This is a genomic window from Microbacterium sp. J1-1, assembly GCF_024498615.1.
Lineage (GTDB): Bacteria > Actinomycetota > Actinomycetes > Actinomycetales > Microbacteriaceae > Microbacterium > Microbacterium aurugineum.
This window is the reverse complement of sequence record NZ_CP089590.1, coordinates 3335244-3359756: the sequence shown is the minus strand read 5'-3', so window position 1 is coordinate 3359756 and position 24513 is coordinate 3335244. Positions and strand designations below refer to the sequence as shown.

The 24513-nt window shown below is 69.9% G+C and carries 26 protein-coding genes; 14 read left to right on the top strand and 12 right to left on the bottom strand.

Going from position 1 to position 24513, the window contains the following annotated elements:
* Positions 1–2: 2 nt before the first annotated feature.
* Both LRQ07_RS16355 and LRQ07_RS16350 read right to left on the bottom strand, forming a co-directional pair.
* On the bottom strand, positions 3–812 hold the full coding sequence (locus LRQ07_RS16355; protein WP_256535223.1) for an HAD family hydrolase: 810 nt from the start codon (positions 810–812) through the stop codon (positions 3–5).
* Between the two features lie 11 nt (positions 813–823).
* Positions 824–1684, bottom strand: a complete 861-nt coding sequence (locus LRQ07_RS16350) for an exodeoxyribonuclease III (protein WP_047521093.1) — start codon at positions 1682–1684, stop codon at positions 824–826.
* 37 nt (positions 1685–1721) lie between these two features.
* On the opposite strand from LRQ07_RS16350, the gene pyrE reads away from it, so the two are divergent.
* Both pyrE and LRQ07_RS16340 read left to right on the top strand, forming a co-directional pair.
* A complete protein-coding gene (gene pyrE / locus LRQ07_RS16345) occupies positions 1722–2282 on the top strand; it encodes an orotate phosphoribosyltransferase (RefSeq protein ID WP_232763209.1) in 561 nt (186 codons plus the stop codon).
* On the top strand, positions 2279–3181 hold the full coding sequence (locus tag LRQ07_RS16340) for an ROK family protein (RefSeq protein WP_256535222.1): 903 nt from the start codon (positions 2279–2281) through the stop codon (positions 3179–3181). Before pyrE ends, LRQ07_RS16340 begins: the two co-directional genes overlap by 4 nt.
* 17 nt (positions 3182–3198) lie before the next feature.
* On the opposite strand, the gene LRQ07_RS16335 is transcribed toward LRQ07_RS16340, so the two are convergent.
* The 3 genes from LRQ07_RS16335 to LRQ07_RS16325 form a co-directional block, all read right to left on the bottom strand.
* Positions 3199–3534: a hypothetical protein gene (locus tag LRQ07_RS16335; protein ID WP_256535221.1), complete on the bottom strand. Its 336-nt coding sequence runs from the start codon at positions 3532–3534 to the stop codon at positions 3199–3201.
* A gap of 121 nt (positions 3535–3655) precedes the next feature.
* Entirely contained in the window at positions 3656–4801 is a 1146-nt protein-coding gene (locus LRQ07_RS16330) for an MFS transporter (protein ID WP_256535220.1), read from the bottom strand.
* Entirely contained in the window at positions 4798–5700 is a 903-nt protein-coding gene (locus LRQ07_RS16325) for a MurR/RpiR family transcriptional regulator (protein ID WP_232763213.1), read from the bottom strand. The genes LRQ07_RS16330 and LRQ07_RS16325 overlap by 4 nt, the downstream gene beginning before the upstream one ends.
* Positions 5701–5864: 164 nt before the next feature.
* Between LRQ07_RS16325 and LRQ07_RS16320 the strand changes: the two genes are divergently transcribed.
* From LRQ07_RS16320 to LRQ07_RS16280, 9 genes are all read left to right on the top strand, one after another.
* A complete protein-coding gene (locus tag LRQ07_RS16320) occupies positions 5865–7409 on the top strand; it encodes an ABC transporter substrate-binding protein (protein ID WP_256535219.1) in 1545 nt (514 codons plus the stop codon).
* Between the two features lie 67 nt (positions 7410–7476).
* Positions 7477–8448, top strand: a complete 972-nt coding sequence (locus LRQ07_RS16315) for an ABC transporter permease (protein WP_047521078.1) — start codon at positions 7477–7479, stop codon at positions 8446–8448.
* Entirely contained in the window at positions 8445–9332 is an 888-nt protein-coding gene (locus LRQ07_RS16310) for an ABC transporter permease (protein WP_052193357.1), read from the top strand. Before LRQ07_RS16315 ends, LRQ07_RS16310 begins: the two co-directional genes overlap by 4 nt.
* A complete protein-coding gene (gene murQ, locus LRQ07_RS16305; RefSeq protein ID WP_134352393.1) occupies positions 9329–10234 on the top strand; it encodes an N-acetylmuramic acid 6-phosphate etherase in 906 nt (301 codons plus the stop codon). The genes LRQ07_RS16310 and murQ overlap by 4 nt, the downstream gene beginning before the upstream one ends.
* Positions 10234–11424, top strand: a complete 1191-nt coding sequence (locus LRQ07_RS16300; RefSeq protein WP_256535218.1) for an anhydro-N-acetylmuramic acid kinase — start codon at positions 10234–10236, stop codon at positions 11422–11424. Before murQ ends, LRQ07_RS16300 begins: the two co-directional genes overlap by 1 nt.
* Complete coding sequence (locus tag LRQ07_RS16295) at positions 11421–11924, top strand: GNAT family N-acetyltransferase (RefSeq protein WP_232763218.1); 504 nt, start codon at positions 11421–11423, stop codon at positions 11922–11924. The genes LRQ07_RS16300 and LRQ07_RS16295 overlap by 4 nt, the downstream gene beginning before the upstream one ends.
* Positions 11921–13132, top strand: a complete 1212-nt coding sequence (locus tag LRQ07_RS16290; protein WP_256535217.1) for an enolase C-terminal domain-like protein — start codon at positions 11921–11923, stop codon at positions 13130–13132. The genes LRQ07_RS16295 and LRQ07_RS16290 overlap by 4 nt, the downstream gene beginning before the upstream one ends.
* Positions 13129–14214 (top strand): serine hydrolase domain-containing protein, encoded by a 1086-nt coding sequence (locus LRQ07_RS16285; protein WP_256535216.1) that lies wholly within the window; start codon positions 13129–13131, stop codon positions 14212–14214. The genes LRQ07_RS16290 and LRQ07_RS16285 overlap by 4 nt, the downstream gene beginning before the upstream one ends.
* Complete coding sequence (locus LRQ07_RS16280) at positions 14211–15839, top strand: ABC transporter ATP-binding protein (RefSeq protein ID WP_256535215.1); 1629 nt, start codon at positions 14211–14213, stop codon at positions 15837–15839. Before LRQ07_RS16285 ends, LRQ07_RS16280 begins: the two co-directional genes overlap by 4 nt.
* A gap of 156 nt (positions 15840–15995) precedes the next feature.
* Here the strand turns inward: LRQ07_RS16280 and LRQ07_RS16275 are convergent, their stop codons facing one another.
* From LRQ07_RS16275 to LRQ07_RS16255, 5 genes are all read right to left on the bottom strand, one after another.
* Positions 15996–16163 carry a hypothetical protein gene (locus LRQ07_RS16275; RefSeq protein ID WP_256535214.1) on the bottom strand — a complete coding sequence of 56 codons (168 nt, stop codon included), beginning with the start codon at positions 16161–16163 and terminating at the stop codon, positions 15996–15998.
* On the bottom strand, positions 16160–16738 hold the full coding sequence (locus LRQ07_RS16270; protein WP_047521070.1) for a YdeI/OmpD-associated family protein: 579 nt from the start codon (positions 16736–16738) through the stop codon (positions 16160–16162). The genes LRQ07_RS16275 and LRQ07_RS16270 overlap by 4 nt, the downstream gene beginning before the upstream one ends.
* A gap of 3 nt (positions 16739–16741) precedes the next feature.
* Complete coding sequence (locus LRQ07_RS16265; protein ID WP_047521068.1) at positions 16742–17554, bottom strand: HAD-IIA family hydrolase; 813 nt, start codon at positions 17552–17554, stop codon at positions 16742–16744.
* Between the two features lie 70 nt (positions 17555–17624).
* Positions 17625–18254, bottom strand: a complete 630-nt coding sequence (locus LRQ07_RS16260) for a metal-dependent transcriptional regulator (protein ID WP_232763221.1) — start codon at positions 18252–18254, stop codon at positions 17625–17627.
* A gap of 9 nt (positions 18255–18263) precedes the next feature.
* On the bottom strand, positions 18264–18920 hold the full coding sequence (locus tag LRQ07_RS16255; RefSeq protein ID WP_232763222.1) for a TetR/AcrR family transcriptional regulator: 657 nt from the start codon (positions 18918–18920) through the stop codon (positions 18264–18266).
* 83 nt (positions 18921–19003) lie between these two features.
* On the opposite strand from LRQ07_RS16255, the gene LRQ07_RS16250 reads away from it, so the two are divergent.
* On the top strand, positions 19004–20617 hold the full coding sequence (locus LRQ07_RS16250; protein WP_256535213.1) for an amidohydrolase: 1614 nt from the start codon (positions 19004–19006) through the stop codon (positions 20615–20617).
* 58 nt (positions 20618–20675) lie between these two features.
* On the top strand, positions 20676–22121 hold the full coding sequence (locus LRQ07_RS16245) for a Na+/H+ antiporter NhaC family protein (protein WP_256535212.1): 1446 nt from the start codon (positions 20676–20678) through the stop codon (positions 22119–22121).
* Between the two features lie 22 nt (positions 22122–22143).
* On the opposite strand, the gene LRQ07_RS16240 is transcribed toward LRQ07_RS16245, so the two are convergent.
* Together LRQ07_RS16240 and LRQ07_RS16235 are read right to left on the bottom strand one after the other, a co-directional pair.
* Positions 22144–22440 carry a hypothetical protein gene (locus tag LRQ07_RS16240; protein WP_232763225.1) on the bottom strand — a complete coding sequence of 99 codons (297 nt, stop codon included), beginning with the start codon at positions 22438–22440 and terminating at the stop codon, positions 22144–22146.
* A 20-nt stretch (positions 22441–22460) separates the two neighbouring features.
* Positions 22461–23753 carry an Nramp family divalent metal transporter gene (locus tag LRQ07_RS16235; RefSeq protein ID WP_372491394.1) on the bottom strand — a complete coding sequence of 431 codons (1293 nt, stop codon included), beginning with the start codon at positions 23751–23753 and terminating at the stop codon, positions 22461–22463.
* A gap of 79 nt (positions 23754–23832) precedes the next feature.
* Between LRQ07_RS16235 and LRQ07_RS16230 the strand changes: the two genes are divergently transcribed.
* Positions 23833–24510 (top strand): TrmH family RNA methyltransferase, encoded by a 678-nt coding sequence (locus LRQ07_RS16230; RefSeq protein WP_256535211.1) that lies wholly within the window; start codon positions 23833–23835, stop codon positions 24508–24510.
* Positions 24511–24513 lie beyond the last annotated feature (3 nt).

Here is a 24513-nt window from a genome sequence, read left to right as displayed (position 1 = left end):
TCTCAGCCGAGAAGCCGCTCGATCACACGCGCCACACCGTCCTGATCGTTGGAGGAGGTCGTTTCGTCGGCCGCATCCTGCACGAGAGGTTCGGCGTCGGCCATCGCGACGCCGCGCCCTGCCCAGCGGAGCATCTCGACGTCGTTGAGCGCGTCGCCGAAGGCCACCACATGGGTGCGGTCGATACCGAGGTGCTCGCAGAGTCGGGCCAAGCCGGTGGCCTTGGTGACGCCCTCGGCCATGACCTCCACGAACGGAGCGCCCGAGAGCGTCGCCTCGAAGCCGGTCAGCCCGAGGGAACGTACCGTGTCGAACAGCGCGTCGGGCGCGAGTTCGGGGTGGCGGATCACGAACTTCAGGCTGGGGGCGGCGAGCACCTGCTCCAACGGCACACCGCCCATCGTGGCGGGGTCGCGCTTGTGGTCGGTGAGTGCAGCGATCGCGGCGTAACCGTCTTCGGCCACGAACGTCTCGCCGGCCTCGCGCACGCTCGCGAACAACAGGCCAGGGATGCTCGCGCGCAGAGCCTCGGCGAGGGCACGGATCGTCTCGGGCGGAAGCTCTTCCGCGAAAAGCATCCGTCCGTCGTCGAGGCGCACGGCGTAGGCGCCGTTGCTGCACAGGGCCCATCCGTCGAAACCCGCATCCGCGGCGATGGCTCGCAGCCCGATCGGCTGGCGGGCCGTCACGGGGACCACGTGGATGCCGCGCTCCCGTGCCGCGTCGAGCGCCGCGCGGGTGCGCGTGCTGACGGCCGACGTCGAGTCCAGGAGGGTGCCGTCGAGGTCGGTGGCGATCAGCCGCACGCTCATCGGATGGGCATTCAGGAGAAGATCATCGGCAGGTCGTCGTCGTCCTCAGCGCCACCGGTGCCCAACCGGCGCCCATCGAGGTCGACCACCACCGGTACGTGGTCGCTGGGCTGTTCGCCCTTGCGCTCGTCACGGTGGATGGAGGCTCCGGTCACCGCTTCGGCCAGCGTGCGCGAGCCCAGGACGAAGTCGATGCGGACGCCCTCGTTGCGGGGGAACTTCAGCCGCTGGTAGTCCCAGTAGGTGAAGCCCTCGGGGATCAATGGGCGCACCACATCGGTGACCCCGGCATCCTGGAACGCGAAGAACGCGTCGCGCTCCTGCGGGGAGACGTGGGTGGAGCGGCCGATCACGATGTCGGGGTCGCCGTTGTCGTGATCGAACGGGATGATGTTGAAGTCGCCGACCAGGGCGAGCGGGAGGTCGGGGTTCGCCGAGAGCTCGGCCGCCGTCGACTTCTTGAGCTGCTCCAGCCAGTGCAGCTTGTACAGGTAATGGGGGTCTTCCAGGGAGCGGCCGTTGGGTACGTAGAGGCTCCACACCCTGACTCCGTCGACCATGACGCCGAGCGCGCGCGCCTCGAGAGGAGCATCCGGACCCTCATGGCCCTTGGCGAAGCCCGGCATTCCGTCGAAGGCCGTGCGTACGTCGGTGATCGGCAGGCGGCTCGCGATCGCGACCCCGTTCCACTGGTTCAGCCCGTGCACCTCGACGTGGTACCCGGCCTCCTCGAACGGCGCGTAGGGAAACTGCTCCGGCTTGCACTTGATCTCCTGCATCGCCAGCACGTCGATGTCTTCGCGGACGGCGAATTCGACGGTGCGGGTGACGCGGGTGCGGATGGAGTTGACGTTCCAGGTGGCCAAGCGCATGCCTCAAGCCTAGGGTGTGCCTCCTACACTGGATGCCGTGACCGCACTCGACGCAGACCGCCAGACACTCCTCGACCTCATCAAAGATGAGGCGGTGTTCCACGGCGACTTCACCCTCTCCAGCGGCAAGCAGGCGACGTACTACGTCGACATGCGCAAGCTCACCCTGGACCACCGTGCCGCTCCCGCGATCGGCCGCATCATGCTCGACCTGATCGGCGACCTCGACGTCGTGGCGGTCGGTGGGCTGACACTCGGCGCCGACCCCATCGCGAACGCGGTGCTGCACGCGTCGGTCGCCACCGACACCCCGCTCGACGCCTTCGTCGTGCGCAAGGAGCCCAAGGACCACGGTCGGGGTCGTCAGATCGAGGGCGCAGACGTCAAGGGCAAGCGCGTCGTGGTGCTCGAAGACACCTCGACCACGGGCCAGTCCGCGCTCAAGGCCGTCGAAGCCCTGCGCAAAGAAGGCGCCGAGATCGTCGCGGTCGCCGTGATCGTCGACCGGAAGACCGGCGCACAGTCCGCGATCGAAGCCGAGGGTCTGGAATGGCGCGCGGCCTTCGACCTCGACGACCTCGGGCTCGACCCCCAGTGACGCGCTACGCGCTCGCCGTCGATGTGGGCGGCACGAAGATGGAGGCCGCACTCGTCGCGGAGGACGGCCGGCTGCTCCCCGGGAGTCGCAGTCGCCAGCCGACCGGTCGGGACGCCACGTTCGAGTCTCTGGACGCGGCCGTCGTCGCGATCGTCGAGCACGCGCTCGCCGCCCTTCCGGCCGACGCGGAGCTCGTCGGCGCGGGTATCGGCAGTGCCGGTCCCGTCGACCGCTCTCTCGGCGCGATCATGCCGGTGAACATGCCGCTCGCGCGCGGCTTCGTCTTGGAAGAGGCGGTCCGCGCCGCGGCGTCCACTGTCCTCGGGGGCGACGTGCGCACCGTGCTCGGCCATGACGGCGGTGCTCTCGCGCTCGCGGAATCGTGGCTCGGCGCCACGCAGGGCGCCGGCGCCTCGCTGTCGATCGTGGTCTCGACCGGTGTCGGCGGCGGCTTCGTCGCGAACGGCGCTTACATCCCCGGAGCCACCGGCAATGCCGGTCACCTCGGGCAGGTGCGTCGCGAGGGCGGCCTGACGCTCGAGGAGATCGCGTCAGGCCCCGCGAGCGCCGCGTGGGCGCAGGAACAGGGGTGGACCGGCGCCACCGGCGAAGACCTCGCGCGGGACTCGGCGGCCGGCGATCCCCTCGCGCGGGCGGCGATCGAGCGTTCGGCCCGCGAGGTGGGGGAGGCGCTGGCGGATGCCGCGACCCTCGTCGACCTCGACGTGGTCGCCATCGGCGGCGGATTCTCGCGCGTGTCGGCGGACTACATCGACCTCGTGCAGCAGGCACTCGCCGCGAGCGCGGCCCACGAGTACTCGCGCCGTACCCGCGTCGTGCGCTCGGGGCTCGGCGACGAAGGGCCGCTCATCGGCGCCGCTGCTCTCGTGCTCCGGTAGGCCCCCGCACGCCCTGCTCACCGGCGCGCAGTGAGCAGGTGTCGGGGTGGTCCTTCGAGCCGGGCGACGGCGACTTTCAGGTCGGTGACATCGGCCGCGACCGCATCGATCCGGGCGGTCAGCGTCTCGGATGCGGCATCGATGCGATCGGTCAGAGTTCCGGAGACGGCGTCGATGCGGGCGGTCAGAGTTTCGGAGACGGCGTCGATGCGGGTGCTGAGCTTTTCGTCGACGGCATCGATGCGGTCATCGATGCGGCGGACCATCCAGGCGCCAGCAGCGAAGAGGCTCGCCGTGATCGTCAGCACGACGCCGATCGCGCTGATGATGATCGCCAGGACCTCGGTGGACAACGCGTGCTCTCCTCGCTGCGGATGGGTGTGTCGTCGACGTTACGCCGGACTCGCGGGTGGGTGCTCCGGTATTCCGGCATCCGTGAAGGGATCGACGATATCGGCGGGTGTGCAGGAGGTGTCAGCGTACGGAAGCCCGACGAGGGGAACGTGCGGCGACCAGCATCAGCACCGGGATGAGCGCGCACAGCCCGGCGGACACGAGGAACGTCGTACTCGATGCCGGATCCCGTCCGATCAGGAGGATCACCGTCGGCACGAACGTCCCCCCGACGGCCCCGCAGGCGACGAGCGCGCCGGTCACCGCAGCGCTGCGCGCGGGATCGAGATGATCGAGGGCGAGTCCCAGGATGAGGCCGTAGCTGGGTGCGAGAAGGACGACCACGGCGGCCAGCGCACCGAGCGCCACTCCCGGCGCGGACTCCACCAGTATCCCCGCGGTCGCCATCAGGACCGCCGCGGCACCCGTCGCGGACACGAGGATCACGATCGGTGAGATGAAGAGGCGGCGCAGTCCCGCTGCGCTGAACCGCCCGACGGCCATGAGCGTCCAGAACGCCGAGGTCCCCAGCGCGGCGAGGCCCGGATCGACCGCGAGGATCCGCTCCGGGATCACCGCCGACCACCCGGAGAGCACGGTCTCGACGCCGACGTACAGGGGGAGTGCGACGGCGAAGGGCAGGAGCGTGAGAAGCCCGCGAACGTCCCGATGCGCGGGAGTCTCGGCGGGGGAGATCGGGGCCGCCGGTCCCGCGAGCATCGCCAGAGCCAGGAGCGGCACGATCGCCAGGATGCCGAGCAGCGGACGCGTCCCGGACCCCACGGCGACGAGCAGGGGCGTGACCGCGGCGCACGCCGCGACCGTGCCGAGCAGAGCGCTGAGCAGCCCCGTCGCGCTGCCGGCGGCCACGGACTTCGCCGCCACGGATCCCGAGGCCTCCACCAGCCCGAACCCGAATCCGGCGACGGCGGCCGCGGCGATGAACACGGCGGGTGCGTCTGCCACGGATGCGGCGATGATCGCCACGGCTTGGAGGGCACTGCCGAGCATCAGCGTGGTGCGCGGTGGACGGCGCACTAAGAGCGGGCCCGAGCTCAAGACTCCGATCAAGAGCCCGCCGAAGAGAGCGGGGACCGCGGCGCTGAGGTCGGTCGCCATCGCGCGTTCGGTGGAGGGCAGGACCGCGGGGACGAAGGCGGCCGTGACCCCGAGGCCCGCGAAGGCGGTGAACAGCCCCGCTCGCGCTCGCCGGGTGCGGGCGGTCACGCCCCCGTCTTCCGCACGCGGTGGACGGCGGCGAAGGTGTCGCGCAGAGCCTCCATCGAGCGGTCGTAGTTCGACTGTGCGACGCCGATGAAGATGCAGTCGACCACCATCAGCTGGGCGATCCGGCTGCCGAGGGCACCCGACCGGAAGCCGGTCTCGCGCGCGGCGGTCGTCAGTACGATGTCCGCCTGGTCGGCCAGCGGAGCGCCGGCATGGTTCGTGATCGCGATCGTCGTCGCCCCGGTCTGGCGGGCGAGCAGCAGGAACTCGATCGTGTCGGTCGTGGTGCCGGTGTGCGACACCGCGATCGCGACGTTGCCGGGGCCGAGCGTCGCCGCCGAGGTCCAGGCAGCATGCGGGTCCGACCAGTCCAGTGCCGTGCGCCCGATCCGGGTGAGCTTGCGTTGCAGGTCGAGTCCGACGATGGAGCTCGCACCCACACCGAAGATGTCGACCCTGGTTGAGGACGTGATGGCGTCGACGGAAGCGCGCAGTGACTCCGTGTCGAGCACCTTGGCGGTGTCCGCGAGCGAGAGGGTCTCGGCCAGCGACACCTTCGCGACGATGTCGGACAGCGTGTCGTTGCGGTCGATGTCGCCGGAGACGGCAGGGAGCGCGGCCGTGTCGAACGTCTCGCGTTCGACGTCGCGCAGCACGTGGTTGCGCAGCTCGCGCACGTGCTCGTAGCCGAGGCGCTTGCAGAACCTCACCACCGAGGTGGTCGAGGTGTCGCAGCGCTGGGCGAGTTCGGCGATGGAGAGTCCGGCGGTCCCCGCCGGATCGGAGAGGAAGAGGTCGGCGATGCGCTGCTCGCTCGGACGCAGCTCGGGACGGATCGCACGCATGCGGACGAGCACGGGGTGTGCGCCGGCATCGTCGCGGGCGGCTTCGTGGGGCATAGGGTCTCCGATCGCTGTTCATAACAGTAGAGGAACTTCTGTTACATCAGTAGTGTCTGTCGTGTACTTTTAGTACCAACCCAGACCGACGATGTTCGCGGGCGGCAGGCAACAGAGCCTGACCCGACGCCACGGCGACGCGTCCCAGCCAGGAGGAATCAGCAATGAGCACAGCACGGCGGGCGTCATTCGGCGCTCTCACAGCCACGGGTGTCGCTTTGGCGCTCGTGATCACCGGTTGTTCCGCACCCGCGTCCGACACTCCGTCGACGGGTGAGGCCGGCGGCGACCTCGTCATCGGCGTCACGAGCGATCCCGACACGCTCTTCCCCTGGAAGGCGACGCAGTTCCAGGCCGTCAACGTCCTGCAGAACCTGTACGGCACGCTGACCGAGTTCGATGAGGACCTCAACGTGGTCCCCGGCCTCGCCGAGTCGTGGGACGTCTCGGAAGACGGTCTCACCGTGACCTTCCACCTGCGCGAGGGCGTCACCTACGCGGACGGCAGCACCTTCGGATCCGAAGACGTGAAGTACTCGCTCGACGCCATCGCCGCCGAGGAGACGGCGGCCGTCGCAGCGAGCTCTCTCGCCTCCGTCACCGCGGTCGAGGCCACCGACGAGAACACCGTCACCCTCACCCTGAGCGCTCCCGACGCCGCGCTTCCCGCGAACCTCGCCGTGATCAACATGGCGATGCTCTCCTCGGACGACACCGAAGAGGGGCTGAACACCACGCCCAACGGCACCGGTCCCTTCATCCTCGACGACCGCAAGGCGAGCCAGTCGATCACGCTGGCGAAGAACGAGGACTACTGGGGCGACGCGGCGCTGCTCGACACGGTCGAGTTCCGGGTGATCCCCGACGAGTCATCGATCGTGTCGGCGATGCAGTCCGGCAACGTGCAGCTGGCCGTCTTCGACGACCCGCTGGTCGCACAGACCGCCGAGGGCGCGAACGTCGAGGTTGCCACGACCCCGCAGCTGAGCTACCACGCGCTGCAGCTGAACGCCACGCGCGGTGACCTGACCGACGTCAACGTGCGACTCGCGATGCAGTGCGCGATCGACCGCCAGGAGGTGCTCGACACGGCAGCTCTCGGCGAGGGCGAAGTCACCGGTCCCCTCACCTCTCCCGCGTACAAGTCCGACCCGGAGGCGCGTCCGTGCCCCGAGCGCGATCTCGACAAGGCCGCCGAGTACCTGAAGAAGGCGGGCAAGGAGGACGGCGTCACCATCAAGACGATCGTCTCCCAGGGTGAGTATGCGACGTCGGTGAACGAGGCCCAGAACCTCAAGGCGCAGCTGGCCGACGCGAACATCACGCTCGACCTCGAGGTGCTCGAGTCCGGCGCGTTCGTCGACCGCTGGATCGCGGCCGACTTCGACGCCGCCGTCGCCCTCAACGGCGGTCGTCCCGACCCCGACGGCATGTACGGCCGCTACTTCACCAGCACCGGAAACCTGAACAAGGTCGCCGGATACTCCTCGCCCGAGCTCGACGCGCTCTTCGCCGAGGGTCGCCAGACGGCCGACCCGGAGAAGCGCAAGGACATCTACGCGCAGGTCTCCGAGAACCTCGAGGACAACGCCGCGTGGATCTGGCTGTTCACGAGCTACACCTACACCGCGACCTCCTCGACCGTCGACGGCTTCGTCCCGATGGCGAACGGCTCGCTGCAGTACCTGCGGACCACCTCCATCAAGTAGCGGATCGGAGGGGGCGCGGCCACCCCGCGCCCCCTCCCTCCCCGACGACAGGCACCCCCACACGCGCATGTTCAGACAGCTCCTCCGCAACAGCGTGCTGCGACGCATCGTCGCCGCACTCGGCACGCTCCTCGGCGTCGCCATCTTCGTCTTCCTGATGCTGCGGGCCATCCCCGGCGATCAGATCAGCTCCGGCCTCGGCACGGAGGCGGCCGCCCTCACGCCGTCGCAACGCGCAGCCCTCGAGGCCTACTACGGCCTCGACCAGCCGCTCTTCGTGCAGTTCTTCTCCTGGCTGGGCAACATCTTCACCGGCAACCTCGGTTTCTCCTCTCGAGCACAGACCAGCGTCCTCGATCTCACCGCCGCCGCTCTTCCCGTCACCTTCGAGCTCGCGATCTTCTCGATCGTGATCGCCCTGGCCATCGGCATCCCCCTCGGAATGCTCTCCGCCTCGAAGCCCGACTCGTTCCGCGACGGCGTCGGACAGGTCGTCGGCCTCGCCGGTCTCTCGATCCCCGCGTTCCTGCTCGGGACGGCGCTCCTGGCGATCCTCGCCTCCTCGTTCGGCTTCAACCCGAACGGTCAGGCCTACGCCACGCTGTTCGAGGACCCGCTGCTGAACCTCCAGCAGATGCTGCTGCCCTCGATCGTGCTCGGCTTCGGCATCGCCGCGCCGATCATGCGCACGACCCGCACCGCGGTGCTCGAGATCCGCGCCAACGACTTCATCCGCACGGCCAGGGCGAAGGGCGTCCCGCCGCGGCGGCTGCAGGTGCGTCACGTGCTCGGCAACGCCCTGGTTCCCATCGTCACGATGACCGGCCTGCAGTTCGGCTACCTCCTCGGCGGCGCCGTGGTGGTGGAGCAGATCTTCTCGCTCCCTGGCATCGGGCGACAGGTGCTCCTCGGCATCCAGCAGAAGGAATACGCACTCGTGCAGAGCACCGTCCTCGTGATCGCGCTCGCCTTCGTCATCGTCAACCTGCTCACCGACCTGCTCTACCGGGTCATCGATCCTCGGGTGCGTGCCGCATGACCGACATCTCTCAGACTCCGACCCTCGCCCCCGGCGGCGGGCGCAGCATGGAGCGCGTGCGTCTCCTGCTGCGCAGTCGCAGTGGACTCACGGGCCTCATCATCGTCGTCCTGCTCGCGGTGCTGAGCCTCGTCTCGGCGTTCGGGCTGCTGCCGTTCGACCCGCTCGCGCAGGATCCGCCGTCCCGCCTGCAGCCGCCGTCCGCCGTGCACTGGTTCGGCACCGATCAGTTCGGTCGCGACGTGTTCTCCCGCGTGGCCGCCGGTGTCGCCAACTCGGCGCTGATCTCGGTGGTCGCGGTGGCCTTCGCCACCGTCGTCGGAACCGTGTGCGGACTCATCGCCGGCTTCTACCGCGGCATCTCCGACGGCGCGATCACGGCGGTGACCAACGTGCTGTTCGCGTTCCCGCCGCTGCTGCTGGCCCTGTCGCTCGCGTCGGTGTTCGACCGCAACTGGTTCACCATCGCCGTGGCCATCGCGATCGTGTACGTGCCGATCTTCATCCGCGTCACCCGAGGGCCCGTGCTGTCGCTGCGCGAGGTCGAGTACGTCAAGGCGGCCAAGAGCACGGGTCAGAGTCGCATGGCGACCATGTTCCGGCACGTGCTGCCGAACATCACGTCGATCATCATTGTGCAGGTCACGCTCTCCCTGTCGTGGGCCGTGCTCACCGAGGCCTCGCTGAGCTTCCTCGGTCTCGGCACACCGCCGCCGGCACCCTCGCTCGGCTCGATGATCTTCGAGGCGCGCACGCTCGTGACGATCGCGCCGTGGACGATGATCGCGCCCGGTGTGATCGTGGTGCTCCTCGTCGTCGGCCTGAACCTGCTCGGTGACGGGCTGCGCGACAGTCTCGACCCCCGGAACAGAGGAAAGCGATGACCCGGGAGGATCTCGGCGGACTGGCCACGGAAGCCAGCGATCCGCGCTATGCGGAACTCGACCTGATGAGCGTGGCGGAACTCGCGCAGACCATGAACGAGGCGGACGCCACAGTGCCCGCCGCGGTGCAGCGCGCCCTGCCGCAGATCGTGCCCGCCATCGAGGAGACGGCCGCTCGCATGGCGCAGGGTGGCCGCCTGGTCTACGTCGGCGCGGGAACCCCCGGACGCATCGGTGTGCTCGACGCCTCGGAGTGCCCGCCCACGTTCAGCACGCCGCCGGAGCTCGTCTTCGCGATCATGGCCGGGGGCCCCGGCGCTATCGTGAACCCCGTCGAGGGTGCGGAGGATGACGCGGACGCGGGCGCTGCAGCGATCGACGCGGCCGGCATCGGTCCGCTCGACACCGTGATCGGCATCGCCTCCAGCGGACGCACGCCCTATGTGATCGCGGCGGTCCGCCGTGCGCGCGAGCTCGGAGCGCTCAGCATCGGTCTCTCGTGCAACGTCGGCACCGCGCTCAGTGCCACGGCGGAGCACGGGATCGAGGTCGAGGTCGGCCCCGAGGTGCTCTCCGGTTCGACCCGGCTCAAGTCGGGCACGGCCCAGAAGCTCGTGCTCAACATGTTCTCGACCATCTCGATGGTGCGAAACGGCAAGGCGTACGGCAACCTGATGGTGGATGTGAAGGCCACCAACCACAAGCTGCGTGAGCGGGCCATCCGGATGGTGCAGACCATCGCGGCGGTCGACCGGGACGCGGCGCTGGCCGCTCTGGAATCGGCCGCCTATGACGTGAAGCTCGCGTCGATCATGATCCGCCGCGGGGAGGATCTCGCGGCGGCGACCGCACGACTGCATGCCGCCGACGGCCGGCTGCGCACCGCACTGGAGGAGAACTGATGCGCGTCCTCGGACTGATCTCCGGCACCTCGCACGACGGGATCGATGCCGCCGTCGTCGACTTCACGACCAGTGGCGGTTTCACCGCGCACGGCGTGGACCTGCGCGGCACGGTGCTCGCGGCGACCAGTGTGCCTTACGCCCCCGAACTGCGGTCACGGCTGATCGCGGCGCTGCCACCGGCGCAGACGACGCTCGCCGAGGTCGCGGAGCTCGACACGCTCATCGGTCAGGCGTTCGCCGATGTCGCGGCCGACATCGCCGCAGAAGTGGGCGGCATCGACGCGGTCTGCTCGCACGGACAGACCGTGTACCACTGGGTCGACGGCGCGCACGCGCGGGGCACCCTGCAGATCGGGCAGCCCGCCTGGATCGCGGAGAAGGTGGGTGCCCCCGTGGTCTCCGACATCCGCATCCGCGACATCACCGTCGGTGGCCACGGTGCGCCGCTGGTGTCGTTCCTCGATGAGCTGCTGCTGCGCTCACGCGCCGGGGTGTCCGCCGCCCTGAACCTGGGCGGCATCTCGAACATGACGGTGGTGCGGCAGGACGGCCTGGTCGCCTACGACATCGGCCCCGCGAACGCACTCGTCGACGCGGTCATCGTGGAGCACGACCTCAACCCGCTCGGCTACGACGACGACGCCGCGATCGCCCGCACCGGACAGGTCGACGAGACGCTGCTGGCCGCTCTGCTCGAAGACCCCTACTACGCGCTCACCCCGCCCAAGAGCACGGGCAAGGAGCACTTCCACCTCGGCTACGTGCACGAGCACCTCGCCGCGCAGGGGCGCGAGATCGCGGTGGCGGATGTCGTGCGGACACTGACCGAACTCACCGTCCGCACGGTCGCACGCGACGTGGAGGCCGCGGGCATCGGGTTCCTCGCCGTGTCGGGCGGCGGCTGCCGCAATCCGCTGATCCTCGACGGACTGCGCGCCGCCCTGCCCGCGACCGAGGTCGTGCTGGCCGACGAGCTGGGGGCTGCGGCCGACAGCAAGGAGGCGATCCTCCTCGCCCTGATCGGCTGGTCCACGATGCACGGCGTCCCCGCGATCGTCCCGGGCGGCACCGGTGCTCGTGAGCCGCGCATCCTGGGCACGATCACCCCGGGCGACGGTCCGCTGCAGATGCCGGAACCCGTCGCCGCCATCGACTCCCTCGTGCTCACGGAGGCCGCGACATCGTGACCCTCCAGGTGCGCCCCGCCACCCCGGACGACCTGTCCGGGGTGCTCGAGGTGTTCCTCGCCTGCTGGCGGGAGAGCTACCGCGGCGTCCTCCCCGATGCGGCGATCGACGCCATGACCGACGCGCGCGCGGAGACGCTGTGGCGGCGGGTGCTCTCCGACCCGGTGGGCATCGTGCTCGTGGCCGAGCGGGACGGCGGGATCGTCGGGATCACCCGGTACGCGGCGACGTCGAACACCGACGGGCGGATCGACGGGGCCGTGCACTCCCTGTACGTGTCGCCCCGTGCCCACGGCGGCGGCATCGGTGGAGCGTTGCTGACCCGGGCGACGGCAGAGCTGCGGGAGGCCGGGGCCGAAGCTGCGACACTGTGGGTGTTCGCAGCGAATGCGCCGTCGATCGGTTTCTACGAGGCGAAGGGCTGGCATCCGGATGGGGCCACCCGCACGCAGCCGGAGTTCGGCGAGCCCGAGCAGCGCATGCGCAAGGAGTGGACATGAGCACCGTGGTGCGTCTGCGCGTGCTCCGGGTGTCGTCACCGCTGGTGCGCCCGTTCATCACCGCCGTGCGGCAGACGGACCGTCTCGACGTCGTGCTGGTCGAGGCGACCGATGCGGAGGGGCGCCGAGGATACGGGGAAGCCGCCACGAGCTGGCGCGTCACGGGGGAGAGTCCGCAGAGCGTCGCCGCCGCGGTCGCAGGTCCGCTCGCCGACGCCGTGCTCGGTCGCGATGCCGGCGACGCCGGGCTCCCGGGGGACATCGCGCGGTCGATCTGGGGCAATGCGGCCGCCCGCAACGCTGTCGAGTGCGCGGTCGCCGATCTCGCCGCCCAGCAGCGGGAGGTCTCGCTCGTGGCCGAGCTGTCTCGCGCGCACGCGGTGCACAACTCCTCAAGAACGTCGCACGTCCGCACCGATATGACCCTGTCCGTGGGAGAGCCGGAGGCGGTGGCGACGCTTTCTGAGGAGTACGTCACCGCAGGCTTCGGCTGCCTCAAGCTCAAGGCCTCGGCCGCGCACGACATCGTGGCCGCACTGCGCGCCGTCCGCGCGGCTGTCGGGCCCGACATCACCCTGCGCATCGACGCGAACCAGGCCTGGGACGCCGAGACCGCGATCCGCGTGATCCGTACCGCCGAGGACGCGGACCTCGGGCTCGAACTCGTCGAGCAGCCGGTTGCCGCCCATGACCTCGACGCGCTCGCCGCGGTGACGGCGGCCGTCGACACCCCGATCATGGCCGACGAGTCGGTACGGACGGCCGAGGACGTGCGCGTGATCGCCGATCGGGGAGCCGCCGCCCTCGTGAACATCAAGCTCGCCAAGACGGGCGGTCCGGCCGAGGCGCTCGCTGCCGCGGAGGCCGCACGAGAGGCGGGTCTGGGGGTCGTGATCGGCTGCATGATGGAGTCCCACGTCGGCGTGAGTGCCGCAGCCCACCTCGCAGCAGCCGTCGTCCCCGATGTCGTGCACGACCTGGACGCGGCATCCTGGCTGCGTCGCTCACCCGTGGTGGGCGGGGTCGCCCCGTCCGGTGAGGTGCTGACGCTCGGGGCGGGCACGGGACTGGGCATCCTCGGGCTCGCATCCGACGCGCAGACCGACATCCTCCTCGACATCGATCGCGACCGCGACCGCGACATCGATCGCGACCGCGACCGCGACCTCGATCGCGACCTCGGCCGCGGTACGGAGGTGCGCGTATGACCGCCGCCGCAGCCGTCGCCGCCGTCCTCGGGATGGAGGCCGCCCCGCGCGGAGTCGTCGCGGGCGTCGTGACCGATGCGGGACGTGATGTCACGGCCGGCGGCCTGGCCGACCTCGCCGGAACCCCGATGACCACCGAGACTGTGTTCGACATCGCCTCGGTCTCGAAGGTCGCGGCGACGACGACAGCGATCCTCAGACTGATCAGCCGGGGCGACCTGCGCTTCGACGATCCGGTCGACCGCTTCGTCTCCGGGACCGCCTGCGCTCCGGGAACGACGGTGCGCCACCTCCTGCAGCACCGCGCCGGCCTGTGGGAGTGGCAGCCTCTCTACCTCGACCGTGAGCATGCAGGCGACGCATCGGCCGCGGCGGATGCGATCCCGCTGCGATACGCCCTCGACGACGCCCGCCACTACTCCGACCTCGGCTTCATGCTCCTGGGCCGCATCGTCGCGGCGGTCACCGGGTTGCCTCTGGACGCCGCCGTCCGCGAGCTCGTCACCGCACCCCTCGGCCTGGATCGCACGGCATACGGACCCGTGGGTCGGCCCGTGGCCTCGTCCGCGATCGGTGACGTCGCCGAACGTCGCATGGTCGCCACGGGGGAGCCCTACCCGATCCTCACCGCGGCGCGGGACTTCACCTGGCGCGAGGAGGAGATCACCGGTGTCGTGAACGACGGCAATTGCTTCCATGCTCTCGGTGGCGTCTCCGGCCACGCGGGGTTGTTCAGCACCGCGACCGACCTGCTGACCTTGGGGGCGGCGCTCGCCGCACCCGAGCGCCATCCCGCGCTGTGGGGCCCGGACGACGTCGCCGAGCTCTTCCGCGACGGACCGGACGCCGGACAGGCGCTGGGGTGGCGCAGCGACACGGTCGCCGTCGCCGGCCGGCCGACCCGCGTGCTCTGGCACCCCGGCTTCACGGGCTGTGCCCTCGGGATCGTCCCGAACACCGGCACCGCCGCGGTGCTGCTGAGCACCCGCCTCTTCGCCCCCGAACCCGCACCGACCGAGGCGCTCTGGCGCGCGGTGCTCCCCGCCCTCCTGGACGACAACGAAGGAACGAGAACATCATGAGCATCACCGAGCCCGTGCTGAGCATCAGCGGTCTCGCCGTCGCCTTCCGGACCGGTTCCGAGCTGGTCACCGCGATCAGCGACGTCAACATCGACATCGCCGCCGGTGAGACCGTCGCGGTCGTCGGGGAGTCGGGATCGGGCAAGTCGACCACCGCCGCGGCGGTCAACCGCCTGCTGCCGGAGAACGGCGCGATCACAGCCGGGAGCATCCGCTTCGACGGGCGCGAGCTGACCGATCTGCCCGAGAACGCGATGATCTCGCTGCGCGGCGCGGGGATCGGTCTCGTGCCGCAGGATCCGATGTCGAACCTCAACCCGCTCATGCGCGTGGGCGAGCAGATCGGCGAGGCCCTCGAGGTGCACGGTCACACGCACGGAGACGCCACGAAGGCTCGGGTCGTCGAGCTTCTGGAGATGGTGGGGATCGCGGACGCCGCGCAGCGCGCTCACCAGTACCCGCACGAGTTCTCCGGGGGTATGCGGCAGCGCGTGCTGATCGCGATGGGTCTCGCCTGCAAGCCGCGCCTGCTCATCGCCGACGAGCCCACCTCCGCTCTCGACGTGACGGTCCAGCGACGCATCCTCGACCAGCTCGACACGCTCACGGATGAGCTCGGCACCGCGGTCTTCCTGATCACCCACGACCTGGCCCTCGCCGCCGAGCGCGCCGACCGCATCGTCGTCATGTTCCGTGGCCGGGTGGTGGAGGAGGGGACGTCCGCCGAGGTCCTCGGCGCCCCGCAGCACGAGTACACCAAGCAGCTGCTCGCCGCGGCGCCCAGCCTCGCGTCCCGGCGGGATGCCCTGCCGCAGCGCGAGGCCGCAACGGGCACTCCGTTCGTGGAGATCCGTGGCCTCCGCAAGGAGTTCGCGCTCCGCGCCCCCAAAGCGGGGGAACCGCAGACGTTCACCGCGGTCGACGGGGTGAGCTTCGAGATCCGGCGGGGCACCACGGTGTCGATCGTGGGGGAGTCGGGGTCCGGCAAGTCGACCACCGCGAACATGGTGCTCGGGCTCGAAGACGCCACGTCGGGATCGATCCTGTTCGACGGGCTCGACCTGACCACTCTCCGCCGCAAGGAGCTGTTCGCCCTGCGCCGCCGGGTGCAGCCCGTCTTTCAGAACCCCTACGCCTCACTCGACCCCCGCTACACCGTCGAGCAGTCGATCGCCGAGCCGCTGCGTGTCCACCGCATCGGCACGACGGCGTCCCGCAAGGCGCGGGTGCTCGAGCTGCTGGAACAGGTCGCCCTCCCCGCGGCGATGGCCGAGCGTCTGCCCCACGAGCTGTCGGGCGGACAGCGTCAGCGCGTCGCGATCGCCCGCGCCCTGGCGCTCGAGCCTGAGCTCGTGGTGCTCGACGAAGCGGTTTCGGCGCTCGACGTGCTGGTGCAGGCGCAGATCCTCGATCTGCTCGCCGACCTGCAGAAGCGCCTGGGCCTGAGCTACCTGTTCATCAGCCACGATCTCGCCGTCGTGCGGATGATCTCCGACGAGGTGCACGTCATGCAGCGCGGTGTCGTGGTGGAGAGCGGCACGCCGGAGCGCATCTTCGACGACCCGCAGCATCCGTACACGCGGGAACTGCTCGCCGCGATCCCCGGCGCGTCGCTGGCGTCCTGAGCGGGAGCAGGTGTCACGCCTGTCGTCGGTTCACATGTCGGGAGGATGGGCGGATGTCGGGCGAATGCCCCTCATCCGCCCGACATCCGTGAAATCTCCCGACATCTGCTCCGGACGGCAGACGGGCGCGCAGCGGGGAAGGGCGGGGGCGCGGGCTCAGCGCGTGCGGTCGTCGTCGTCCCAGGGGCCTTCCCACCAGCCCGCGCGGCCGTCGTCCGAGCCGCCGCGACCACGGCGGGAGCGCACGAACTGCACGATGAACACGGTCAGCGAGCTGAGCAGGATCAGGAAGACCACGAGGAACAGCAGGTCGTTCTGGTTCATGGTCGTTTCCCCTCCGCGGCATCCGCCACGATCTTGGCGATGCGGGCCGACCGGGTCTCCGGGCGCTTGGCCATCGCGATGTGCGTGAGACCGAACTTCTTCACCGACTTCGGGAACGCGTCCCAGTTCTCGCGCGCAGCGGGGACGGCATCGAGGGCGGCGGCGAACTCGTCCGGCTCGATCCCGGCCTCGGGGCCGTCGAGCACGGTCCAGGAGCCATTCGCCTTCGCCGTCTCCAGCACACGGATCCCGGCCGGGGCAAGCAGTCCCTCCGCCTCGAGTTCCGCGATCCGAGCCTTGTTCGTCGCCGCCCATCCGCTGCCGGGACGGCGAGGCGAGAACCACTGTCCGACGGCGCGCTCGTCCGTTCCCTCGCCGAACACGCGCACCGGGCCGTCGATCCATCCGAAGCAGAGCGCATGCCGCACGGCGTCCTCGTACTCGACGCCGTCGGCGGCACCCCGCACGCTCAACAGCCAGACGCCCGTGGTCCGCTCGTGGTTCTCCTGGAGCCAGGTGCGCCAGGCGACCGCATCGGCCGCCCGAATCCGCTCGCCGTCTTCCAGTGCGCCCATGGGCTACTTCTTCGTCTTCACCGTCGGGATCGTCTCGGTGATCCGCGGCAGCAGGTCGGCCACGGACTGCACGATCTCATCGGGGCGGAACGGGTACTTCTCGACCTCGGCCTGGTCGCTGATCCCGGTGAGGACCAGGACGGTGTGCAGGCCCGCCTCGATGCCGGCCACGACGTCGGTGTCCATCCGGTCGCCGATCATGCCGGTGCGCTTCGAGTGCGCGCCGATCTTGTTCAGCGCCGACCGGAACATCATCGGGTTCGGCTTGCCGACCACGTAGGGCTCCTTGCCGGTGGCCTTGGTGATGAGGGCCGCAATCGCACCGGTGGCCGGGAGCGGCCCGTCGGTACTCGGACCCGTGGCATCCGGGTTCGTGACGATGAACCGCGCGCCGCCGATGATGAGGCGGATCGCCTTCGTGATCGCCTCGAACGAGTAGTTGCGCGTCTCGCCGACGACCACGAAGTCGGGGTTCGTCTCGGTCATGATGAAGCCGGCGTCGTGCAGGGCGGTGAGGATGCCGGCCTCGCCGATCACGAACGCCGAGCCACCGGGCAGCTGCTGCTTCAGGAAGTCGGCGGTGGCGAGGGCCGAGGTCCAGATGCGCTCCTCGGGCACGTGCAGTCCGCTGATGCGGAGGCGTGCCGAGAGGTCGCGCGCGGTGAAGATCGAGTTGTTGGTGAGCACCAGGTACGGGATGCCTGCGCTCTCCCAGCCGGCGAGCAGTTCGGACGCCCCGGGAATGGCGTCGTTCTCATGGACGAGCACACCGTCCATGTCGGTGAGCCAGCATTCGATGTCGTCACGTTGTGCCATGTGCACAGCCTAGAGGGCGAGTGTTGCCGGCACATGTCCGTGTGGCAGAGGGGTGCCGCAACAGATCGGTTCAGGCGGTGAGCCAGATCACGTCCGCGGCGTGCGCGACCTCGGCGTCGGTGCCGTCGACAGACACACCGGCGGCGGTCACCGTGACCTCGACGCCGACCGCGATGCCGGCGGCCTCCACGGCGCGGAGCACTTCCGGATCCTGGTCGCTCACCCGCAGCACGCGTCCCGTGTGTCCCACAGCGGCATCGGCCAGCAGCACGAACGGCACCCGCTCCACGTGCCCGTCGGCATCGGGGATCGCATCGCCGTGCGGGTCGAAGCGGGGGCGCCCCAGGCGGGCGTCGATGCCTTCCAGCAGTCGGTCGCTGATGGTGTGTTCGAGCACCTCGGCCTCGTCGTGCACCTCGTCCCAGCCGTAGTCGAACTCCTGCACCAGCCAGGTCTCGACCAGCCTGTGGCGGCGCACCATCGCGAGGGCGCGGGCCGTGCCGGCCTCCGTCAGCCGCACCGCGCCGTAGGGCACGTGCGAGACGAGCCCCGCGGCGGCGAGCTTCTTGACCATCTCGGTGACCGACGAGGGCGCGATGCCGAGCTTCGCGGCGAGCACCGACGGGGTGATCGGCGCATCCTGCCACTCGGTGTGCGCGTAGACGGTCTTCAGATAGTCGTCAGCTGCGGGGGAGGCCACCCGACCAGCCTACGCGGTGCTCTCCCGCGCCCATGCAGCGAGCCCGCGGATCAACGCCCGCACTCCGACCTCGAAGGTGCGGCGCGCCGGGTCCGTGCTCAGACGGGCACGTGCGGCCTCAGCCTCGGCGAAGGTCGGGAACTGCGGCGCAAGCGCTCCGGGAGCCATGTTGTCCGCGGGGGCGAGGGCATCCAGTGCCGAGCCGATGATGAACGATTCCAGGGCGACGATGGCGTCCACGATGGTGTCGGTCGGCCAGCCGTCGTCGGCGAGCAGGCGGGCGATCTGCTCGTAGTCGGCGAACGAGCCCTCGTCGGCGTCGATCGGCGAGGTCGCCAGGATGACCATCGCTTCGGGGGCGGCGATCGCGGCGTCCCGGTAGCTGTGCGCCCAGGTCAGGAGCGCGTCTTCGACCGGAAGTTCGTGCAGCACGGGGGTGGCGAGCGAGCGACTGACGCGTCCCCGCATCGCCCGGATCACGGCGTCCCGGTTCGCGAAGTGGTGGTACAGCGCCGAGGTGCGCACGCCCAGCGAGTCGGCGAGGGCGGTCATGGTGAACTGGCGCGGCGTGCGCTGGGCGCTGAGCGCGAAGGCCGCCTTCAGGATGCGCTCCTCGGTGAGTACCTGGGTGGACGGACGGCCGACGCTGCGCGGGGATTTCGTCATCGTGCTCGATTCTGCTCGGGCGTCTGGTACTTTATTGAAACTCTTTCAATACCGAGGACTCACTACCGACGAAGGTACTGCCCATGACCGGTTTCGACGCCGACACCATTGTCACCGGCGCGCACGTGGTGACGATGGACCCGCGCCGCCCGCACGCCACCGCGTTCGCCGTGCGCGACGGTCGCTTCCTCGCCGTCGGGGACGACGCGCTGATCCGCGACCTGCGCGGTCCGCGCACGATCGTGCAGGATCTCGGTGGCGCCGCCGTGACCCCCGGGCTCATCGATTCGCACCTGCATCCGATCCAGGGGATCGAGCTGACGGCGGGCATCGACCTGGGAGGACTGACCGCCGGGGCGGCGCTTCTCGCCGCACTTCGAGTCGAAGCCGATCGTGCGCTCGCCGAAGATGCCGACCCGTGGGTGCGCGGCTGGAACGTCGACTACGACGTGTTCCACGACCTGCCGATGACGGCGGCGGCGATCGAGGACGCGGTCCGAGGGCTCCCGGCGCTCCTGATCCTGTTCGACGGGCACACCGCCCTCGCCAGCCGCGCCGGCCTGGAGCGCGCCGGCATCACGGGTGCCCGCGAATTCGAGGACTCTTCCTGCGTGGTAGTCGATCGGGACGGACGGCCGACAGGCGAGCTGCGGGAACTCGGTGCCTACGAACCGGTTCGCCTCCGCGCGCCCGCTCTGGACCGGGCGCAGACTCTGGCCGTGGGCCACGAGCTTCTCCGCGGGCTCCGCGACTCCGGCCTCACCGGCGGCACGATCATGGACGGCGGCTTCGCCACGCTCGAGCTCCTGGATGCGCTGGAACACGGCCCGGGTCTCCCGATCCGAATCGTGTCGGCGATCGACCATGAGCCCGGGTTCGATGACGAGCGGACGGCCGTGAACCTCGGCATGCGTGACCGTCGCGGCGATCGCTGGCGTGGCGGTGTCGTCAAGCTGTACGCCGACGGCGTCGTCGAGACCGGCACCGCCTGGCTGTACGAACCCGACACGACGGGCGCGGGACGGGAACCGTTCTGGAAGGACACCGCCGCGTATGCGCGCACCGTGCGACGATACGCGGAAGCCGGATTCCAGGTGGCCACGCACGCGATCGGAGACCGCGCCATCGGAGAGGTCGTCGACGCGTACCTTGCTGCGGGAGTGCGCAGTGCCGGCGGAGCCCCGCACCGCATCGAGCACCTCGAGACGACGACCGACCGCGACGTCGCGCGCATCGCCGCTGCGGGTATCACCGCCTCGATGCAGCCCCTGCACATGCAGTGGCGCAAGGCCGACGGCTCGGACGACTGGTCGCGCAAGCTGGGGCCGGAACGCGCCTCCCGCGCCTGGCGCGTCCGGGACTACTGGGAAGCGGGGGCGCCGCTCGCCCTCGGTTCGGACTGGCCGATCGCCCAGAACGACGCCCGCATCGGCCTCGCCTGGTCGATGCTGCGCCGGCGTCCCGGTGACCCCGACTCGCCGGTGTTCGAGCCCGACCAGGTGCTCACTGCCTACCAGGCGCTGCACGGCTACACCGTCGGCGCCGCCCTGGCTCAGGGAGATGCCGACCTCGGCCGCATCGCTCCCGGGTTCCGGGCCGACTACGCCGTGTGGGCGGAGAACCCGCTGCACGTCTCTCCGGACGACCTCCCCGACCTGCCCGTGCAGGGGACGACCGTCGGCGGCACCGAGTCCTGACCCCCGGCTCGACCCCACTCCTCCTCCTTCGCATCCCCTTCACACTGAGGTGACTTCCATGCCAGAATTCGGCGCTCTCGCGCTCCTCCCCATCGCGGTGATCCTCGTCATCGCGGTCGCCACCCGGCGCACTCTCTTCGCTCTGCTCTGCGGCACCGTCGCCGGGGCTCTGATCCTCGGCGGCTGGGGCGGCTTCGACGTCTGGGTCGAGTACACCGGCAAGGCGCTGTCCAACGCCACCGCCCAGTGGCTCCTGCTCATCGTCGCGCTGTTCGGCATACTCATGATGCTGTTCGAGAAGTCCGGCATCGTGACGGACTTCGCCCGGTGGGTGGAGCGGTTCGTCACCTCGCGCCGCAAGTCGACCGTGCTGACCTTCCTGCTCTCGATCGTGCTGTTCGTCGACGACTACCTGAACGTGCTCACCACCGGCACCTCGATGAAGCCGGTCACCGATCGATACCGGGTGCCGCGCACGCAGCTCGGCGCGATCACGAAGATGACCGCCGCTCCGATCGCCGTGCTCGTCCCGGTGTCGACCTGGGCGCTGTTCTTCTCCGGACTCTTCGAGGCGCAGGGGATCACGGTGGGCGGCACAGGGTTCGGCGCCTACCTGCAGGCGATCCCGTTCATCTTCTTCGGCTGGGCCGCCCTGGCCGTGGCTCTCCTCATGAGCGCCGGCTGGCTGCCGAAGCTCGGTGCGATCAAGCGTGATGCGTTGCGTGCCGACCGGGACGGTGATGTCTTCCCGCTCGGAACCACTGACGATGAGCGGCGGGCCGAGGGCACCGCTCTCCTCGCGGAGCTCAAGACCGACGACCCCGACGGCTCCACGGCGCAGCGCGTGGCCACCGCGCTCGCGACCTCGACCGACACCGAACGCAAGCCGCAGCCCTGGGGCTTCCTGATCGCGATGGCCGTGCTGGTCGGTGTGACGATCGCCACCGATGCGAATGTCGTGGCCGGTACCGCCGCGGCTCTCGCGGTCACTCTGGTCATCGTGCTCGTGCAGCGCCGGCTCAGCATCCGCGGGGTGCTGGACGCGGCGCTCGAGGGCATCGAGAGCATGCTGTTCGTCATGATCCTCACGGTCCTCGCGTTCATGGTGCAGGAGATGAACATCGCCTTGCAGCTCGCGGAGTTCGTGATCCAGGTCACCGAGCCCGTGCTCACCCCGGCGCTGCTGCCGGCGATCGTCTTCGCGGTGTGCGGCATCTACGCGTACGCCACCGGATCGTTCTGGGACCTGGCCGCCGTGATCACCCCGGTCGTGCTGCCGCTGGCGCTCGCGCTCGGCGCCGATCCGATCCTCGCGGGTGCCGCCGTGTTCTCCGGCGCCGCGCTCGGCAGCACCACCTGCCTCTATGGGGACGGCATCATCCTCGCGTCGAGGTCCATCGGCATCAAGCCGCTCAACCTGATGATCGCGATCCTCCCGTACGCGGGGATCGCCGCCGGTGTGTCGTTCGTGCTCTACCTGGTCACGGGCTTCGTGACGGCCTAGCAGCGGGACCCAGCGACGGGGGTCAGCCCAGGGTGCTCAGGAAGATGAACGCCGCCTGACCCGCGAAGAACAGGACGAGGAATCCGAGGAGGGCGGCGGCCAGCGAGAGCCGGCCGTCGAACCCCTCGACCTCGTCGATGCCGACCTTGCGGGCACGGAACGCCAGCACGAGGGTGGCCACGCCGAGGGCCAGCTGCACCCAGGGGCTGGCGGGCCCGATGACCTTCGGGAAGGCGATCAGCAGCCCACCGATGACGCCGGTCGCGAAGCCGGTCCAGGTGAGGATGCGGACGGTGCGGCGAGCGCTCTCGGCAGACATGCCTCCGAGCCTATCCGGGCTCAGGCTCCCGTCAGCACCAGCCAGAGCAGGGCGCCGTTCAGTGCGATCAGCAGCACCGAGGCCACGATGCCGGCTGCTGTCGTCCACCGTCGATTGACCCAGGCACCGAGGGTCCGTCGCTGTGCCGTGAGCACGACCAGCGGAATCAGGGCGAACGGGATCCCGAAGGACAGCACCACCTGACTGAGCACGAGGGCGAGCGTCGGATCGAAACCGATCCCGAGGATCACGAGAGCGGGGATCAACGTCACCAGCCGCCGTGCGAGCAGGGGGATGCGCACGTGCAGCAGGCCGTGCATGATCTCGGCTCCCGCGTAGGCGCCGACCGACGTCGAGGCGAGACCGGAAGCGAGCAGGCCGACCGCGAAGAACGTGGCCACGACCGGCCCGAGGCCGGCGGCGAGGGCGGCGTGCGCCCCCTCGAGCGAGTCGGTGCCTTCGACTCCCGCCAGGTTCGCGGCGGCGAGCAGGAGGATGCAGAGGTTGACCGAACCTGCGATCACCATCGCGACCGATACATCCCAGCGGGTGGCGGTGAGGAGCCGACGGATGCGCGAGCTCTCGGTGCGCACGGCTTCGTCGCCGGCGTGCGCGGTCGTCGCCCCGAAACGGTCGCGGGCGAGGGAGGAGTGTGCGTAGATCGCGTGCGGCATGATCGTCGCCCCGAGGATCGAGGCTGCCAGCAGCACCGATCCGGTGTCCTCGAAGCGCGGCACCATGCCGCCCAGGATCCCTGCCGGATCCGGCGGAGCCACGAACACACCGGCGACGAAGCCGATCGTGATGATGGCCATCAGTCCGATGATCACGAACTCGAATGGACGTGCGCCGCGACGGTTCTGCACCGTGAGGAGGATCATCGAGACGGCGCCCGTGATCAGGCCGCCGAGCAGCAGGGGTACGTCGAAGAGCAGGTTCAGGGCGACCGCCCCGCCTATGATCTCCGCGAGATCGGTGGCCATCGCGACGAGTTCGGCCTGCACCCAGTACGCCCGGCGTGCCCAGGGGCGGCGCAGGCGGGTGCCCAGCACCTCGGGAAGGCTCTGCCCCGTGACGACACCCAGTTTCGCGGAGAGGTACTGGATGAGCCAGGCCATGACGTTGCCGGCGACGACGACCCAGACCAACAGGTAGCCGTACTGGGCGCCCGCGGTCATGTTGCTCGCGACGTTTCCCGGGTCGAGGTAGGCGACCCCGGCGACGAGGGCGGGTCCGAGCAGCCACAGCCCGCGCGGCGCGGTCGCCGGGGTCAGATCCTTCGTGGTTCCCGGAAGCACAGAATTTTTAGGCACACCGAAACCGTAGCGTATTTTTCGGTCTACCTAAAAGTCCTCGGTGCCGGCTCCGCGGAGGCGGCGATAGCCTGGCGGGATGGATGATGCCTCAGCGGACCGCACGACACCGGACCTTTCGGCGGCCGCGGCGACGGGCTCCATCGGCCAACCCGGCTACGGCGTCGGGCCCTGGCCGGGCGGTGCGGAGGCCTGGCCCGAGGCGGAGCAGTACGACCCTGTCCTCTTGGCCGAGGGCGACACCCGCAACGTGATCGACCGCTACCGCTACTGGCGGATGGAGGCGATCGTGGCCGACCTCGACACCCAGCGGCATCCGTTCCACGTCGCCATCGAGAACTGGCAGCACGACATGAACATCGGGTCGATCGTGCGCAGCGCCAACGCCTTCCTCGCCGACACCGTGCACATCATCGGTCGGCGACGGTGGAACAAGCGCGGGGCGATGGTGACCGATCGCTACCAGCACGTCGTGCACCACGAAGACGTCGAGACCTTCGCGGCGTGGGCTGCGGCCGAAGGGCTTCCGATCATCGCGGTCGACAACGTCGACGGTGCCGTCCCCGTCGACAAGGCAGATCTCCCGCTCCGTTGCGTCCTGCTCTTCGGTCAGGAGGGGCCCGGATTGTCCAGCGAAGCGCTCGCCGCGGCCTCCGCGCACATCGAGATCACCCAGTACGGCTCGACGCGCTCGATCAACGCCAGCGCTGCGGCCGCCGTGATCATGTACGAGTGGTGCCGCCGCTACGCCGGCTGAGCC

Coding starts and splice junctions, on each gene's coding strand:
- LRQ07_RS16355 (WP_256535223.1), bottom strand. CDS start 812: ATGAGCGTGCGGCTGATCGCCACCGACCTCGACGGCACCCTCCTGGAC.
- LRQ07_RS16350 (WP_047521093.1), bottom strand. CDS start 1,684: ATGCGCTTGGCCACCTGGAACGTCAACTCCATCCGCACCCGCGTCACC.
- LRQ07_RS16325 (WP_232763213.1), bottom strand. CDS start 5,700: ATGCCCCACGAAGCCGCCCGCGACGATGCCGGCGCACACCCCGTGCTC.
- LRQ07_RS16320 (WP_256535219.1), top strand. CDS start 5,865: ATGAGCACAGCACGGCGGGCGTCATTCGGCGCTCTCACAGCCACGGGT.
- LRQ07_RS16315 (WP_047521078.1), top strand. CDS start 7,477: ATGTTCAGACAGCTCCTCCGCAACAGCGTGCTGCGACGCATCGTCGCC.
- LRQ07_RS16310 (WP_052193357.1), top strand. CDS start 8,445: ATGACCGACATCTCTCAGACTCCGACCCTCGCCCCCGGCGGCGGGCGC.
- murQ (WP_134352393.1), top strand. CDS start 9,329: ATGACCCGGGAGGATCTCGGCGGACTGGCCACGGAAGCCAGCGATCCG.
- LRQ07_RS16300 (WP_256535218.1), top strand. CDS start 10,234: ATGCGCGTCCTCGGACTGATCTCCGGCACCTCGCACGACGGGATCGAT.
- LRQ07_RS16290 (WP_256535217.1), top strand. CDS start 11,921: ATGAGCACCGTGGTGCGTCTGCGCGTGCTCCGGGTGTCGTCACCGCTG.
- LRQ07_RS16285 (WP_256535216.1), top strand. CDS start 13,129: ATGACCGCCGCCGCAGCCGTCGCCGCCGTCCTCGGGATGGAGGCCGCC.
- LRQ07_RS16280 (WP_256535215.1), top strand. CDS start 14,211: ATGAGCATCACCGAGCCCGTGCTGAGCATCAGCGGTCTCGCCGTCGCC.
- LRQ07_RS16275 (WP_256535214.1), bottom strand. CDS start 16,163: ATGAACCAGAACGACCTGCTGTTCCTCGTGGTCTTCCTGATCCTGCTC.
- LRQ07_RS16270 (WP_047521070.1), bottom strand. CDS start 16,738: ATGGGCGCACTGGAAGACGGCGAGCGGATTCGGGCGGCCGATGCGGTC.
- LRQ07_RS16265 (WP_047521068.1), bottom strand. CDS start 17,554: ATGGCACAACGTGACGACATCGAATGCTGGCTCACCGACATGGACGGT.
- LRQ07_RS16255 (WP_232763222.1), bottom strand. CDS start 18,920: ATGACGAAATCCCCGCGCAGCGTCGGCCGTCCGTCCACCCAGGTACTC.
- LRQ07_RS16250 (WP_256535213.1), top strand. CDS start 19,004: ATGACCGGTTTCGACGCCGACACCATTGTCACCGGCGCGCACGTGGTG.
- LRQ07_RS16245 (WP_256535212.1), top strand. CDS start 20,676: ATGCCAGAATTCGGCGCTCTCGCGCTCCTCCCCATCGCGGTGATCCTC.
- LRQ07_RS16240 (WP_232763225.1), bottom strand. CDS start 22,440: ATGTCTGCCGAGAGCGCTCGCCGCACCGTCCGCATCCTCACCTGGACC.
- LRQ07_RS16230 (WP_256535211.1), top strand. CDS start 23,833: ATGGATGATGCCTCAGCGGACCGCACGACACCGGACCTTTCGGCGGCC.